This window comes from Brevundimonas sp., from assembly GCF_036402095.1.
Lineage (GTDB): Bacteria > Pseudomonadota > Alphaproteobacteria > Caulobacterales > Caulobacteraceae > Brevundimonas.
This window is the reverse complement of the sequence record NZ_DASWTO010000130.1, coordinates 1-14,342: the sequence shown is the minus strand read 5'-3', so window position 1 is coordinate 14,342 and position 14,342 is coordinate 1. Positions and strand designations below refer to the sequence as shown.

At 70.0% G+C, this 14,342-nt stretch carries 18 protein-coding genes and 1 tRNA gene; 10 read left to right on the top strand and 9 right to left on the bottom strand.

All coding sequences use genetic code 11. The features are described from left to right. Together phaR and trhA are read right to left on the bottom strand one after the other, a co-directional pair. Window positions 1-447 (bottom strand): polyhydroxyalkanoate synthesis repressor PhaR (phaR, locus tag VGD32_RS09500; RefSeq protein WP_331031649.1); only part of this gene is annotated, 447 nt, incomplete at its 3' end. A gap of 57 nt (window positions 448-504) precedes the next feature. Next, on the bottom strand, window positions 505-1,206 hold the full coding sequence (trhA, locus tag VGD32_RS09495; RefSeq protein WP_414644389.1) for a PAQR family membrane homeostasis protein TrhA: 702 nt from the start codon (window positions 1,204-1,206) through the stop codon (window positions 505-507). Window positions 1,207-1,401: 195 nt separating this feature from the next. Here trhA and VGD32_RS09490 point away from each other — a divergent pair, with 195 nt between their 5' ends. Beyond that, entirely contained in the window at window positions 1,402-2,580 is a 1,179-nt protein-coding gene (locus VGD32_RS09490; RefSeq protein WP_331031647.1) for an acetyl-CoA C-acetyltransferase, read from the top strand. Window positions 2,581-2,595: 15 nt separating this feature from the next. Here VGD32_RS09490 and VGD32_RS09485 read toward each other — a convergent pair whose 3' ends face one another. Then, window positions 2,596-3,300 carry a Crp/Fnr family transcriptional regulator gene (locus VGD32_RS09485; RefSeq protein WP_331031646.1) on the bottom strand — a complete coding sequence of 235 codons (705 nt, stop codon included), beginning with the start codon at window positions 3,298-3,300 and terminating at the stop codon, window positions 2,596-2,598. Between the two features lie 121 nt (window positions 3,301-3,421). After that, the gene (ppa, locus tag VGD32_RS09480) at window positions 3,422-3,979 is read right to left on the bottom strand and encodes an inorganic diphosphatase (RefSeq protein WP_331031645.1); all 558 of its coding nucleotides are present in this window, start codon (window positions 3,977-3,979) and stop codon (window positions 3,422-3,424) included. 135 nt (window positions 3,980-4,114) lie between these two features. On the opposite strand from ppa, the gene VGD32_RS09475 reads away from it, so the two are divergent. Continuing rightward, on the top strand, window positions 4,115-4,813 hold the full coding sequence (locus VGD32_RS09475) for a DUF599 domain-containing protein (RefSeq protein ID WP_331031644.1): 699 nt from the start codon (window positions 4,115-4,117) through the stop codon (window positions 4,811-4,813). A 258-nt stretch (window positions 4,814-5,071) separates the two neighbouring features. On the opposite strand, the gene VGD32_RS09470 is transcribed toward VGD32_RS09475, so the two are convergent. After that, on the bottom strand, window positions 5,072-5,974 hold the full coding sequence (locus VGD32_RS09470; protein ID WP_331031643.1) for an N-formylglutamate amidohydrolase: 903 nt from the start codon (window positions 5,972-5,974) through the stop codon (window positions 5,072-5,074). A 110-nt stretch (window positions 5,975-6,084) separates the two neighbouring features. Between VGD32_RS09470 and cpdR the strand changes: the two genes are divergently transcribed. The 3 genes from cpdR (at window position 6,085) to VGD32_RS09455 (ending at window position 7,863) form a co-directional block, all read left to right on the top strand. Further along, window positions 6,085-6,441: a cell cycle two-component system response regulator CpdR gene (cpdR, locus tag VGD32_RS09465; protein WP_056616494.1), complete on the top strand. Its 357-nt coding sequence runs from the start codon at window positions 6,085-6,087 to the stop codon at window positions 6,439-6,441. A gap of 143 nt (window positions 6,442-6,584) precedes the next feature. Then, window positions 6,585-6,659 (top strand) — tRNA-Val (locus VGD32_RS09460). A 58-nt stretch (window positions 6,660-6,717) separates the two neighbouring features. Then, entirely contained in the window at window positions 6,718-7,863 is a 1,146-nt protein-coding gene (locus VGD32_RS09455) for a DNA cytosine methyltransferase (protein WP_331031642.1), read from the top strand. A gap of 2 nt (window positions 7,864-7,865) precedes the next feature. Here the strand turns inward: VGD32_RS09455 and VGD32_RS09450 are convergent, their stop codons facing one another. Continuing rightward, window positions 7,866-8,114 carry a DUF6894 family protein gene (locus tag VGD32_RS09450; protein WP_331031641.1) on the bottom strand — a complete coding sequence of 83 codons (249 nt, stop codon included), beginning with the start codon at window positions 8,112-8,114 and terminating at the stop codon, window positions 7,866-7,868. A gap of 2 nt (window positions 8,115-8,116) precedes the next feature. After that, window positions 8,117-8,365, bottom strand: a complete 249-nt coding sequence (locus VGD32_RS09445) for a DUF6894 family protein (protein ID WP_331031640.1) — start codon at window positions 8,363-8,365, stop codon at window positions 8,117-8,119. 163 nt (window positions 8,366-8,528) lie between these two features. Here VGD32_RS09445 and VGD32_RS09440 point away from each other — a divergent pair, with 163 nt between their 5' ends. The 3 genes from VGD32_RS09440 to VGD32_RS09430 all read left to right on the top strand — a co-directional run bounded on the left by VGD32_RS09440 (window position 8,529) and on the right by VGD32_RS09430 (window position 10,499). Beyond that, window positions 8,529-9,275, top strand: a complete 747-nt coding sequence (locus tag VGD32_RS09440) for a Crp/Fnr family transcriptional regulator (protein ID WP_331031639.1) — start codon at window positions 8,529-8,531, stop codon at window positions 9,273-9,275. Window positions 9,276-9,373: 98 nt separating this feature from the next. Further along, window positions 9,374-9,592, top strand: a complete 219-nt coding sequence (locus VGD32_RS09435; protein WP_331031638.1) for a hypothetical protein — start codon at window positions 9,374-9,376, stop codon at window positions 9,590-9,592. Window positions 9,593-9,794: 202 nt separating this feature from the next. Next, complete coding sequence (locus VGD32_RS09430) at window positions 9,795-10,499, top strand: Crp/Fnr family transcriptional regulator (protein ID WP_331031637.1); 705 nt, start codon at window positions 9,795-9,797, stop codon at window positions 10,497-10,499. A 97-nt stretch (window positions 10,500-10,596) separates the two neighbouring features. Here the strand turns inward: VGD32_RS09430 and VGD32_RS09425 are convergent, their stop codons facing one another. Further along, on the bottom strand, window positions 10,597-10,800 hold the full coding sequence (locus VGD32_RS09425; protein ID WP_331031636.1) for a hypothetical protein: 204 nt from the start codon (window positions 10,798-10,800) through the stop codon (window positions 10,597-10,599). 168 nt (window positions 10,801-10,968) lie between these two features. Then, window positions 10,969-11,673 (bottom strand): glutathione S-transferase N-terminal domain-containing protein, encoded by a 705-nt coding sequence (locus VGD32_RS09420; protein WP_331031635.1) that lies wholly within the window; start codon window positions 11,671-11,673, stop codon window positions 10,969-10,971. 145 nt (window positions 11,674-11,818) lie between these two features. On the opposite strand from VGD32_RS09420, the gene VGD32_RS09415 reads away from it, so the two are divergent. Together VGD32_RS09415 and VGD32_RS09410 are read left to right on the top strand one after the other, a co-directional pair. Next, the gene (locus VGD32_RS09415) at window positions 11,819-13,207 is read left to right on the top strand and encodes a methylmalonyl-CoA mutase family protein (protein ID WP_331031634.1); all 1,389 of its coding nucleotides are present in this window, start codon (window positions 11,819-11,821) and stop codon (window positions 13,205-13,207) included. Further along, the coding region (locus VGD32_RS09410; RefSeq protein ID WP_331031633.1) for a methylmalonyl-CoA mutase family protein at window positions 13,204-14,342 on the top strand (1,139 nt) is incomplete at its 3' end. The genes VGD32_RS09415 and VGD32_RS09410, both read left to right, overlap by 4 nt.

Below are 14,342 nucleotides of genomic sequence, written 5' to 3'. Positions count from 1 at the left end.
CATCTTCATGGCCTCGGCGAACATGGCCATGTTGCGCTTGACCGCCTCGTCGATCAGGCCGGCGCCCGGGGCCGCCCCGAAGGCTTTGGAGAACTGGCCGCGCATCTGCTCCTGCTGGCGCGCGAAGCTGTCGAGCGACATCTCCAGATAGGACGGCAGCACGCCCTGCATCTGGCCGCCGTAGAAGCCGATCAGCTGGCGCAGGAACTGGACCGGCAGCAGGGCCTCGCCGCGGCTTTCCTCCTCGAAGATGATCTGGGTCAGGATCTGGCGGGTCAGGTCGTCGTTGGTCTTGGCGTCGTAGACCACGAACTCGACGCCCTCGCGCACCATGCGGGCGAGGTCCTCGAGGGTGACATAGGCTGAGGTGGCGGTGTTGTAGAGCCGCCGGTTGGCGTATTTCTTGATGACGACGGTGTCGCCGGCTCCGGGCTTCTTGTCGGCCACGCGCAGTCCCCGATCCTGTTGCAACGCCGCACTATGCTGCGCTGCGCACGGGAATGTCTAGCCGAGGGCGGCGGGAGCCAGGACCACGCCGACCAGCACGGCGGCCCAGTGGGTCATCGCGCCGGTGACCACGAAGCCGTGCCAGATGGCGCGGCGGAATTTCACCTGCGGACTGATGAAGACGAAGACGCCGGCGGTGTAGATCAGGCCGCCGACGACCAGCAGCGCCAGGGCGACGGGATGGACCGTGTCCATCATCGGCTTGAGCGCGAGCACGGCGAGCCAGCCGAAGCCGATGTAGACCATGCTCCAGAAGGCGTCCGAAATGCGCGGGGCGACCAGTTTTACGGCGACGCCGCCGAGGGCGACGGCCCAGACCAGAAGGGTGAAGCCGACCGCCCAGGCCCCCTCGAACCGCTGTGTCGTGAAGGGGGTGTAGCTGCCGGCGATCATCAGGAAGATGGCCGCCTCGTCGAGACGGCGCAGGATGGGCCGGGCGGCGCAGGGCCGGGTCTGGTTGTAGATGGTCGAGGCCGTCAGCATGGCGATCAGGCACAGGGCGTAGGCGGCGGTGGCGAGCACGGCGCCGACGCCGGAATAGAGCGCCGCCAGCACCGCCAGCACGATGCCGCCCACCGCCGCCAGGGTCAGGCCGACGACGTGCACGATCAGATCGGCCGTTTGCTCGGCGGGCGTCCGGTAATGCTCGATCATGTCGAGCTCGTCCGGCGTGCAGACCCGGCGGAAAATCGTTTTCATCGGTTTGAGCATGGCCCCATCAAGCCTTCCGCTCCTTTTTCGTTCCCGCCAGCATGCGGGAGGGGCAATGACCATCCGCTGAACGGCGGCCCGCGAGGGTGACGAAAGCTTCCGGATGCGGCAGAAACGGCACGAATTCTTTCCCGCGGCCTAACGCCTCCCCCTTCGTAGGGCCGCTTCCCCGAGGTCAGTCAAATGTCTGTCGAAGTGGTCATCGTCTCCGCGGCGCGCACGCCGGTCGGATCCTTTCTCGGCGCGCTGTCCAGCCTGCCGGCGGCGAAGCTGGGCGAGGTCGCCATCCGCGCTGCGCTGGAGCGGGCCGGGGTCGCGGCGGCCGAGGTCGACGAGGTCATCCTGGGCCATGTGCTGCAGGCGGCGGCGGGACAGGGACCGGCGCGCCAGGCCGCGATGGGCGCCGGTATCCCCAAGGAGACGCCGGCCTGGAGCCTGAACCAGATCTGCGGCTCGGGCCTGCGCGCCGTGGCCATCGCGGCGCAGCAGATCGCGCTGGGCGACGCCCGCATCGTCGTCGCCGGAGGTCAGGAGAGCATGAGCCAGGCCCCGCACGCGCAGCAGCTGCGCAGCGGTCAGAAGATGGGCGACCTGTCCTTCGTCGACACCATGATCCGGGACGGTCTGTGGGACGCCTTCAACGGCTATCACATGGGCCAGACGGCCGAGAACATCGCCGAGCGGTTCCAGATCAGCCGGGGCGACCAGGACGCCTTCGCCGTGGCCAGCCAGCACAAGGCCGAGGCGGCCCAGAAGGAGGGCCGCTTCGACGCCGAGATCGCGCCGGTGACCATCGCCTCGCGGAAGGGCGAGGTGGTCGTCGACCAGGACGAATACATCCGCCACGGCGCGACGCTGGAGGCGATGGCGTCGCTGCGCCCGGCCTTTTCGAAGGAGGGCACGGTGACGGCGGCCAACGCCTCGGGCCTGAACGACGGGGCCGCGGCGCTGGTGCTGATGAGCGCCGACGAAGCCCGGGCCCGGGGACTGGAGCCGTTGGCCCGGGTCGTGTCCTCGGCCACGGCGGGCGTCGATCCGGCGGTGATGGGCACGGGTCCGATCCCGGCCTCGAGGAAGGCGCTGGAGAAGGCCGGCTGGACGGTCGGCGATCTCGATCTGGTCGAGTCGAACGAGGCGTTCGCGGCCCAGTCGCTCTGCGTGCTGAAGGAGCTCGGGCTCGACCCGGAGAAGGTCAACGTCAACGGCGGAGCCATCGCCATCGGCCACCCGATCGGGGCCTCGGGCGCGCGCATCCTGACCACCCTGCTGCACGAGATGAAGCGGCGCGACGCGAGGAAGGGACTCGCGACCCTGTGCATCGGCGGCGGCATGGGCGTGGCGATGTGCGTGGAGCGGCCCTGAGGCCGCTCCTCCTCGCTATTCCGGCTTCGGAATGTCGAGGCTGGAGCGTCGGCCGTTGGGGTAGCATTCGCAGGCCGCCCGTTCGAGCGCGGCGCGGTCGAGAATGGTGACGCGGCCGCGCGAATAGCTGATGGCGCCGGCCTTCTGCAGGCCCTGGGCGGCCTCATTGACCGTGGTGCGCTGGGAGCCGAGCAGGCTGGCCAGATATTCCTGGGTCAGGTGCAGGGTGTCGCCGTCGAGGCGGTCGTGGCACCGCAGCAGCCATTTGGCGAAGCGCTGGTCGGAACGGTGCAGGGCGTTGCAGGCCCCGGACTGCTCCAGTTCGCCCTGCAGGCCGGCGGCGTAGAGGGCGATGACCGCACGCATCTCCGGGCGCTCGTCGCACAACGCCCTGAGCCGGGAGACCTCGATGCGCAGGGTTTCGCCCGGGGACTGTCCGATCAGGCGTGAATAGGTCCGTACCGGGATGTTTATGGCGCCGGGGGTGGTGACGCCCTCGCGCCCGACCATGAAGGTTTCGACCGTGCGGCCGTCCTGCATGTCGGCGACGGCCGAGATGATGCCGCTGAGCACGAAATGCGCATAGGCGACGGTGTCCCCCGGCTCCGCGAAAACGTGACCCAATTCAAACTCGAACGGGGTCGCTGCGGACACGACGGCGTCGCGGTCCTCGGGGGTCAGGCGGTCCAGAAGGTGGTTACGAAGCGTGGCCGAAAGCATCTTCGCCGATTAGGGGAAAGCGGAATGATCCGTCCGCCGGAAATCGACTTAGGCGGAGGGGCCCTTCGGGCCGGCAACGCTAACGTCGATCCCGGCTTCGCCGTTCCCGTCCGGCGGCGCCTCAGGCCGCGTTCGCCGCCTTGGCCTTGAGCTTGTCCTGATGGGCGCGCATGCCCCGGGCGATCAGCTCGGCGGCCTCGCCCGCGTCGCCCCAGCCCCGCACCGTGACGGTCTTGCCCTTCTCCAGGTCCTTGTAGCGGGTGAAGAAATGCTCGATCTGCTCGACGAGGATGGCCGGCAGCTGCCGGTAGCTGGCGATGTCGGTGTAGTAGGGGTTCAGCTTGTCGACCGGCACGGCGAGGATCTTCTCGTCGCCGCCCGCCTCGTCTTCCATCTTCAGCACGCCGATGGGACGTGAGCGGATGATGCAGCCGGGCACGACCGGGGTCGGGTTGAGCACGATCACGTCGCAGGGATCGCCATCGTCGGACAGGGTGTGCGGAATGAAGCCGTAGTTGCCCGGATAATACATGGCGGTGTGCAGGAAGCGGTCGACGAACAGCGCGCCCGACTCCTTGTCCATCTCGTATTTGACCGGCAGGCCGCCCTGCGGAATTTCGATGATGACGTTGACGTCCCAGGGCGGATTGGGGCCGGCGGGAATGGCGTCGATGTTCATGACGGGGCTCGTCTATGGTGCAGTGCGGTACGGGGAGGCGGGGGTGATAGGCGCGCAACTTGCCCGAAGCAAGGCGGACTTGCCCCCGGGGGTTCCCCGCGCCACCACTTGGAGGGCGGTTGAAATGGAGCGGTCATGAGCATCCCCGAGGGTCTGGCCCTGGCCTTGTTCTTCCTGTGCTGGCTCGGATACGGCCCGCTGCTGGCCGTGCTGGCGCGGCGCAGCGGCTCGCTGAACGACGACATGATCGTGGTGCGGCGGGCGTGGATGACGGCCATGACCCACCGCGAGACGCGCATCGTCGACAGCCAGCTGATGGGCCACACCATCAACTCGGCCGGCTTTTTCGCCTCCACCAACCTGCTGCTGATCGCGGCGGTGGCCAGCGTGTTGTTCGGCGGGGAGCAGGCGCTTCTGGGCGTCGCGTCCGTCGGGGCGGAGCCGGCGCCGACCCGGCTGCTGGAGGCCAAGCTGGCGCTGGTGCTGGTCTGCCTGGCCCGCGGCCTGCTGGATTTCATCTGGTCGATCCGGCAGATGAACTACGCCCTCGCCCTGATCGGGGCGGCCCCGGAGCTGCATGCGGAAGCCGACCGGGTGGCTCTGGGCGAGGCCGCGGCCGGCCTGCTCAACCCGGCTCTGAGCGCCTTCAGCCAGGGTGTGCGGGGCTATTATTTCGCCCTTGCGGCGGCGGCCTGGCTGTTCGGGCCGTTGTGGCTGGCGCTCGGCGTGGCGGCGGTGTTCTGCCTGTTGGTGTGGCGTCAGGCGGCTTCGCCGGCGGCGCGGGCGGTGCGCACGGCCCGGCGGTTGCTGGAGCCGCATCTGCCGCCCCGGTGAGTCGGCCGGCGGCCCCTCAAGGCGGACCCTGTTCGCAGATGCTCACACTTCGCGGTGAATATTACCGCTGAAATCGGTTACGAGCCGGGATTCAGGACGAGCCTTGCCGTTACAAGGCGTGATCGCGGGTTCGAATTCTCCGGTTGACGCGTTGTGCACCGCACACTAACTTGATCTTCGACGCCCCTGCGGCGTCATGCCCTTCCTGGGCGTTTCCTCCCTAAAGACTTTCATGCCGCGCCTTCGGGCGCGGCTTTTTTATGCCCGGCCGGGCGGCGCCGTATCGGCCAGCAGATCGTCGATGACCCGCGCCACGCCGGCGGCGCAGCGGGCCCAGCCGCGGCCCGGCTGCAGCGTCGCCTCGTCGAGGTAGAGGGCGCGGTTGAGCTCGATCTGGACGGCGTGGAACCCCTCCGCCGGCCGACCCCAGGCCTGGGTCGTCCAGCCGCCGGAATAGGGCTGGTTCAGCGCCACCCGCCAGCCCAGCGCCTCGAACGCCCGCCGCAGCCGGCGGGTCAGGGCCGCGGCGCAGGACGATCCGTGCCGGTCCCCCAGCACCACGTCGGGGCCGCGCGCGCCGCCGGCTCCCTGGGTGGCGCGGGCCGGCATCGAGTGCCAGTCGACCAGCACCGCCTCGCCGTGCCGCGCGTGCGCCGCCCGCATCAGGCGGTCGAGGGCCGCGTGATAGGGGGCGTGGGTCCGTTCGATCCGGCCGCGGGCCTCGTCGAGTCCGAGGCGGCGGCCGTACAGCGGGCGGCCGTCTCCGGTCAGGCGCGGAATGACCCCATAGCCGGCGGCGGTGCGCGGCGAGGCGGCCGTCCCCTCCAGCCCCTCGACCAGCGCCGGGTCAAGATCGGCGGGGTCGCGGTTCAGATCGACATAGGCGCGGCCCACCCGCCCGAGCAGCAGGGGGGCGCCCCGCTCCGTCCCGGGGGCGATCAGGCGGTCGACAAGGGCGTCCTCGGCGCTGCGCAGGCTGGCGAGGGCGAGGCCGGGCGCGGCGCCCATGTCGGCCGGATAGCGGTCGCCGGAATGGGGCGAGGCGAACACGACCCGGCCCGGAGTCGCGGGCAGGACGACGGTGAAGGGGGCCTCGCCCGCCTCGCTTCCGCCCTGCTCCGATCCGTCCGCCATGGCGGCTGCATAGCGTGTTTCGCGCATCGATCCACAGGTTCGCGCGCCGGCGCCGCTTCGCCGGACCGGTGATTTTCATGGCGGGTTTACCGATCCGGTCGTAGCGTCCCGCCAACAAGACGGGGCGAAGACACTTCATGGCGCGCATTCTTCTGGCCGAAGACGATCACTCGCTTCGGGGATTCCTGACGCGGGCGCTCGAGCGGGCCGGCCATTCGGTGGTCGACTGCGAGAACGGCGACGACGCGATAGACGCCCTCGACCAGGGGCCGTGGGATCTGCTGCTGACCGACATCGTCATGCCCGGCGCCGACGGCATCGAGGTGGCGCGCGTCGCCGCCGCCCGCCAGCCCGGCATCCGCATCATGTTCATCACCGGCTTCGCCGCCGTCGCCCTGTCGGCGGCCCAGGCCAGTCCGCAGGCCAAGGTCCTGTCCAAGCCGGTGCACCTGCGCGACCTCGTCGGCGAGGTCGAGCGGATGGTCGCGGCCTAGCTGGCCGCGCCAGGCCGTGTCAGGTCGGGAGGTCCCGAAGGGCCGACGACCACGGCCCCCCAATATGACCCTTGCGGATACCAAACGGGCCGGGTTATAGACCGCGCCTTCCTGCCCCCGGGGTGACCCGGGGCCGTCTCGGCGGACGCGTAGCTCAGCGGGAGAGCACTACGTTGACATCGTAGGGGTCACAGGTTCAATCCCTGTCGCGTCCACCATTTTCCTCCCCTAAAGTCGGGTGTGTCGCCTTCGGGCCGCTGCAGACCCCGGGAGTCCATGCCCAGTTTCTATGAGTTCTTCGCCGGCGGCGGGATGGCGCGCGCGGGGCTGGGCGACGACTGGACCTGCCTGTTCGCCAACGACTTCGACGCCCGCAAGGGCCTCGCCTACCAGGCCAACTGGGGCACGGCCGGGGAGCTGTCGATCGGCGATATCCGCGGCCTCGACGTCGGAGCGATGCCCGGCGAGCCGGACCTGGTCTGGGGCAGCTTTCCCTGCCAGGACCTGTCGCTGGCGGGAGCCGGCGCGGGGCTGAAGGGCGAGCGGTCGGGGACCTTCCACGCCTTCATGGGGATCGTGAGCCGGCTGGCCGATCAGGGCCGGGCGCCGCGGCTGGTGGCGGTCGAGAACGTCTGCGGGACCCTGACCTCGCATGCGGGCGAGGATTTCGAGGCCATCTGCCGCGCCTTCGCGGAGGCGGGCTATCGCTACGGGGCGCTGGTCATCAACGCCGAACTGTTCGTGCCGCAGAGCCGGCCGCGCCTGTTCGTGATCGGCGTGCGCGACGGGGTCGCCGTTCCGCCGGAGTTGCTGACGCCCGGGCCGGTCGATCCCTTCCACGCCAGGGCGCTGCGCAAGGCGGTGGAGGGGCTCCCCGACGGGGTGCGGGAGCGGCTGCTGTGGTGGAATCTGCCGACGCCCGGGCGGCGGCCGACGACCTTCGCCGACCTGGTGGAGGACGCGCCGACGGGCGTGGAGTGGCACAACCAGGCGGAGACGAAGCGGCTGCTGGACCTGATGTCGCCCGTCAATGCGGCCAAGGTCGAGGCGGCGCGGCGGGCGGGGCGGCGGATGGTCGGCGGCGTGTATCGCCGGACGCGCGTCGACGAGGCGGGAAACAAGGCGCAGCGGGCCGAGGTGCGGTTCGATGACGTGGCCGGATGCCTGCGGACGCCGGCAGGAGGCTCGAGCCGCCAGATCATCCTCGTGGTCGACGGTCCGCGGGTGCGGTCGCGGCTGATTTCGGCGCGGGAGACGGCGCGGCTGATGGGCCTGCCGGACGACTATGTGCTGCCGCGGAACTACAGCGACGCCTACCATCTGACCGGCGACGGCGTGGTGGCCCCGGTGGTGCGTCATCTGGCGCGGCATCTGTTCGAGCCGCTCGCCGATCCGGCCGGTTGGGCCCGCCGCGCGGCCTGAGCTCAGCCGGCTCCGGCGCGCCCCGACCGGCTGGTCAGGCGGCATTCCACTTCATGGACGACCGCGCCCCGTTCGTCGCGCACGGTGACGGCGACCCGGCCCGTCTGGACCAGCTGGCGGGAATGGACCGGCAGCACCTCGGAGGCGATGCGGATGGCGGCGTCCCGGGCGGTTTCGCTGTCGGGGAGGGTCTCGCCATCCTCGTCCCGCACCGTGTGTTCCGAGGTGATGTCGAAGAAATAGCGCGGCATGGTCAGCGATGGCCGCCGCTGATCACGACCGCCCGGTCGAACGGCAGGCTGTGGACGACATGGCCGTCAGCGTCCTCGACGTCGATGCGCTGCTCGAGGCGGATGCGGCCGAGCCGGGCCTCGTCGCTGATCAGGGCGCGGGCTTCGGCCAGGGCGCATTCGGCGATGGCCTCGGGGCCATCCAGGGCGCGCCCGTCGGGATCGAGAAGAAGGTCGTCGCCGTCGCGGAGATGGAAATAAAAGATCGGCATGCGAACCTTCGCACTGGGCGAAGAGACTGCTCAGCCCGTTTAACCTAACACAGGTTAAGTTAAACGGCACGATTTATGTTATTGTAGAGTATCACCGAACAGATATCCGGGCTTCGGCGACAGAGAGTTTCCATGTGCTCCCGCCCACACCGCTGGAGCCGCCATGACGTTCGCCGACCCTCTCCGGATGCTGTTGCGAAGGCTGGAGCAGATCGCGGATCTGCCGGAAGACGATCGGCAGGCCGTGCTGGCGCTGCCGCACCGGATACGAACGGTCGAGGCTTCGACCTATCTGACCCGCGAAGGCGATCTGCCCACGGTGTGCGGCGTGCTCGGATCGGGCTTCGCCTACCGCCAGAAACTGACCGGCGACGGCGTCCGCCAGATCGTCGCCCTGCACATTCCCGGCGACGCGATGGATCTGCAGCATCTGTTCCTCGACGTCGCCGACCACAGCGTCCAGATGCTGACCCGGGGCGAGGTGGCCTTCGTGCCGCGCAGGGACCTGCAGGACCTGATCGACGCCCGCCCGCTGGTCCGCAACGCGGTGATGACCAGCGTGCTGGTCGAGGCCTCGATCTTCCGCGAGTGGGTGCTCAACGTCGGCCGGCGCGACGCCCGCACGCGCCTGGCCCATCTGCTGTGCGAGTTCGCCATCCGCATGGAAGCGCAGGGCCTGGCCGACGGCGACGGCTTCGAATTGCCGATCACCCAGGAACAGCTCGCCGACGCGGTCGGCCTTACGCCCGTACACGTGAACCGGACCTTGAAGTCGCTGGAGGCCGACGGGCTGATCACGCGCAACAAGCGCAACATCGCCTTCCCGTCCTGGGAACGGATGCGGGACGTCGGAGACTTCAACTCCCGCTACCTTCATCTCGAGCGCCAGCAGTCCGTCCACGCCTCCTGAGACTTCGCGCCGGGCCGGATCAAGAGAGCGTGATGCTTGATCCACGTCAAAGCCGGTTCGCACTGCCTATGCAGACTGGTGCGAAAGGACGCGGAGCCATGGGGTCGAGGCTGCTACGTTTGCGACGGCTGGCTTCGTCGCAGCAGGGCCGGGAGACGACCTCCGGGTTCGCGCTGCTCCGGGGCTCCCGTCCGCCCGGGCGCTTCAACCGGCTGGTCGAGCGGATCATCGACGAGGCCGGCGACGACTATATCGCGCTGCCGACCACGGACGGTTCTGCCGGGTACGAGCGAGTATTCATCATCCCGCTGGACTGATCCGCGCCGGACCGCGGCGTGATCCTCAGTCAACAGGGGCTTGTACGGCTTGATGCAGGTCAAGGAGGGGCTGGATTATCGATGATTGGCTGGCCGGCGCCCTGCCTGCGCCGGGCCTCCTCGAACCTTCCACGGCCCGGCAATTCACGGATTGGAACCGCATGCCCCGGACACCATGGAGTCCGCTGACCAGGGGGGAATCGTGATCCCCCGGAATCACCTCCTGCTGGCTCTGTACCGGGCGCAGCCGGGCGCGTTCTCCACCCATGTGCGGGAGGTGACGCTGTCGTACGGGGATACGGTGTTCGAGGAGGGGACGATCCCCCGCTCCGTCGTCTTCCCGGAAGGCGCCCTGTTGTCGAGCCTGACGGCCACGGCCGACGGGCGGATGGTCGAGGTGGCCGCCCTCGGTCAGGAGGATGCGGCTGGCGTGCTGTCATGCCTGACCGCCGAGCCGGAGACCTGCCGCACGGTGGTCCGGATCGGCGGACCGGCGAAGACGATTCCCGCTCAGGTTCTCAAGACCGCCGCCGACGCGGACGAGGGCGTCCGCCGGGTGCTGTTGCACAGCATACGGAGGGTCGCGGCGCGAACCGAGCACGAGCTCGCCTGCAACGCGCTGCACGACGTGACCTCGCGGCTGGCGAAATGGCTGCTGCTTACCCGGGGCCGGACGGGAGAGGATCGCCTGGCGTTGACCCAGGAGGACATGGCCGTCTTCCTCGGCGTGCAGCGGACCACGGTCAACGCCAGCGCCGTGACCCTCAAGGCCGCCGGAGCCATCAAGTACAGCCGGGGCGTGGTGCATGTGCTGGACCCGGCGCGGCTCGAGGCCTTCGCCTGCGAATGCTACGCCCACGCCGGCGCCGACACCGAGCCCGGAGCCGGGTCGCGGCAGGTCGCCTGAACCGCGGTGGCGGCAATGGATGCGGTCGGGCGACGGGTAACCGGCGCGCGAGCCGGAAGTTCGAAGCGGAGCCGCGAAATTTCCGTGCGGCCGCGGTTCAGGGACCGCGCCTGGGTCCGGCGCCGCCTGTATCCCCGGACCCGCCGGCCTCGGCGTGGTGCTCGATGCGGCCGCTCTCGACCTCGGTGCGCGAGAACACCTCCTCCTGCCCCGACTCGAGCAGTTCCTCGTCCGGCCCGCCGAGTCCGCCGACCACCAGGCCCGGGGGTTTCGACGGCGGGGTCTTTTCGGCCTTGTCCATCGTCCGCCAACGGCGCGGGGGCGGCGGAGTTCCCTTTCCCCGTCGCCGGGACAACGCCGGGCCTCCGACACAGGAGCCATGGCGCCGCGGCGCGTTCCCGGCGCTTGGAAAGGCGAGCCGGACGGTGGCCCGCGACGAGGCCCCGGAGGGTCGGCGAGACGGCAGGCCTCAGGGCCGTTTCGGACTCTCCAGTCCGCGCTGCACCGCCGGGCGGGCGAGCCCGCGCTCGAGCCAGGCGGGCACGTTGTTCAGCGTGTCGAACTCGACCAGCTCCCGCGCGCCGTAGAAGCCGATCAGATTGCGCACCCAGCCGAGCATGGAGATATCGGCGATGGTGTAGGGATCGCCCATGACCCAGTCGCGGCCTTCCAGCCGGCCGTCCAGCACCCCCAGAAGTCGCTTCGATTCCGCGACGTAGCGCTGCAGCGGCCGCTTGTCCCCGATCTCGCGGCCGGCGAATTTGTGGAAGAAGCCGACCTGGCCGAACATCGGGCCCAGCCCGCCCATCTGCCACATGAGCCACTGGATGGTCTCGTAGCGGGCGGCGGCGTCGGCCGGGATGAACCGCCCCGTCTTCTCCGCCAGATAGATCAGGATGGCGCCCGACTCGAACAGCGCCAGCGGCTTTGCGCCCGGGCCGTCAGGATCGATGATGGCGGGAATCTTGCCGTTCGGATTCAGCGACAGGAATTCCGGACCCCAGGTCTCGTTCTTGCCGATGTCCACGAAGTGCGGCTCGTACGGCAGGCCGGTCTCCTCCAGCATGATCGAGACCTTCACGCCGTTGGGTGAGTTAGTCGAATAGAGCTGCAGCCGCTCCGGGTGTTCCGCGGGCCAGCGGCGGGTGATCGGGAAGGCGGAGAGATCGGCCATGGAGAAGCTCCTGCTGCGGTCCGGGCGGATGTAGGCAGGGCGGGACGAACCGCAACCGCGCCGGTAGCGTATGCCTGAATTGTTTTTGGGTCGGGCGGCCGGGGGCGGTCTGGACCCGGCGCGTCCGCAGGGGCAATGGAGGCGCATGACCTCTCCGACCCCGTCCCCCGCCGAGTGGCGGTCCCTCGCCGAGAAGGCGCTGAAGGACCGGCCGCTGGAAAGCCTGATCCACCTCGACGCCGACGGCCTCGCCGTGCGCCCGCTGTACGCCGCGGCGACCGGTGTCGAGCCCCTGTTCGCGCCGCGCCCCTCGGACGCCGAGGGCCGGGCCTGGGACCTGCGCACCCTGGTCGAGGGCGACGAGGCGGCGGCCGTCAATGCGGCGGTGCTGGCCGACCTCGAAGGCGGCGCGGCCTCGCTGGTGCTCAAGGGCGCGGTGCTGTCCGATTCCGGACCGCTGGCCCGGGCGCTGGAGGGCGTGGCGCTTGAACTGGCGGCGGTGGGGCTCGACGCCGGGCTGGACGGGCCGGAGGCCGCCAACGCCCTGGCGGTGGCCGCCAAGGGTTCGCCCCGCGCCAGGCTGATGTTCCACATGGACCCGATCTCGGCCTTCGCGGAAACCGGCGCGGCGCCGCGGTCGCTGGAGGAGCATCTGACGCTGGCCGCAAACACGGCGGCGCGGCACGCCGGGGCCTATCCCGAAGCCAGCGTCTTCATGGCCGGCGGGCGCGTGGTCCACGAAGCCGGCGGGTCGATCGCCCAGGAGCTGGCCTTCGCGGCCGCCAACGCCACGGCGCTGGTCAGGGCGGCGGTCGAGGCCGGCATGGCGGCGGAACAGGCGCTGAAGGGGACCGTCCTCGGCGTCGCCGTCGATCAGGAATATTTCGACAGCCTCGCCAAGATCCGCGCCCTGCGCCTGATCTGGCGTTCGATCTGCAAGGCCTTCGGGGCCGAGGTCCCGGCGCGGATCGAGGCGCGGTCGTCGCGGCGGATGCTGTCGGCGCGCGACCCATGGCCGAACCTGCTCAGGCTGACGGCGGCGGGCTTCGCCGGCGCGGTCGGCGGGGCCGACGCCGTGGTGCTGGACGGCTTCTCGCGGGCGAGCGGCCGCCCCGACGCCTTCGCCCGGCGGCAGGCCCGCAACACCCAGCTGGTGCTGATGGAGGAGGCGCATCTCGGCCGGGTCGACGATCCGGCGGCGGGCTCGTGGTTCCTCGACCAGCGTACCCGCGAGCTGGCCGAGGCCGGCTGGGCGGAGTTCCAGCGGATCGAGGCCGAGGGCGGCGTCGTCGAGGCCCTGCGCGGCCACCTGATCCAGCCGCGCGTGGCCCGGGCCCGGCAGGCGCTCGAGGCGGCGCTGGCGAGCGGCGCGGCGCAGATGGTCGGGGTGACGAAATTCATCGACCCCGAGCCGCGCCCGGCGCCTGCCGCGCCCGACCGGCCCGTCGCGCCCGAAGGCGGCGGCGACGCCTGCGTGCCGCTGACCCCGATCCGTCTCGCCGCGCCCTTCGAAGCGAAGGAGGCCGGCCGATGAGCGGTCCCGACTTCTCGAATATCCCGCTCGACCTGTCGCCCACGGCCGCCGGCCCGGCGCGCGACGCCTGGAAGACGCCGGAGGGCCTGAGCGTCGCCCCGGTCTACGACGCCGCCGCGCTCGACGACCTCGACTTCATCCACGGCCTGCCGGGCATCGCGCCCTACCATCGCGGCCCCTATCCGACGATGTATGCGTCCAACCCCTGGACCGTCCGCCAGTACGCCGGCTTCTCGACGGCCGAGGCCTCCAACGCCTTCTACCGACGCAACCTCGAGGCCGGTCAGAAGGGGTTGTCGATCGCCTTCGACCTGGCCACCCACCGCGGCTACGACTCGGACCACCCCCGCGTGAAGGGCGATGTCGGCATGGCCGGGGTGGCCATCGACAGCATCTACGACATGCGCACCCTGTTCGACGGCATCCCGCTGGACAGGATGTCCGTCTCGATGACCATGAACGGCGCCGTCCTGCCGGTGCTGGCGCTCTATATCGTGGCGGCTGAGGAGCAGGGCGTGCCGCATGCGGCCCTGACCGGGACCATCCAGAACGACATCCTCAAGGAGTTCATGGTCCGCAACACCTACATCTATCCGCCGGCCCCGAGCATGCGGATCATCTCGGACATCTTCGCCTGGACCGCGGAGCATGCGCCGAAGTTCAACTCGATCTCGATCAGCGGCTACCACATGCAGGAGGCCGGGGCCTCGGCCGATCTGGAGCTGGCCTACACCCTCGCCGACGGCATCGAATACATGAAGGCCGGGGTCGACGCCGGCATGCCGATCGACCGCTTCGCCCCACGCCTGAGCTTCTTCTGGGCCATCGGCATGAACTATTTCATGGAGGTGGCCAAGCTGCGCGCCGGCCGCCTGCTGTGGGCCGAGGCGGTGTCGAAATTCGGCGCGAAGGACCCGCGCTCCCTGTCGCTGCGGGCCCACTGCCAGACCTCGGGCTGGTCGCTGGCGGCGCAGGACGTGTTCAATAACGTCAGCCGCACCATGGTCGAGGCCATGGCGGCGGCGGGCGGCCAGACCCAGAGCCTGCACACCAACAGCCTCGACGAGGCGCTGGCCCTGCCGACCGACTTCTCGGCCCGCATCGCCCGCAACACCCAGCTGCTGCTGCAGATGGA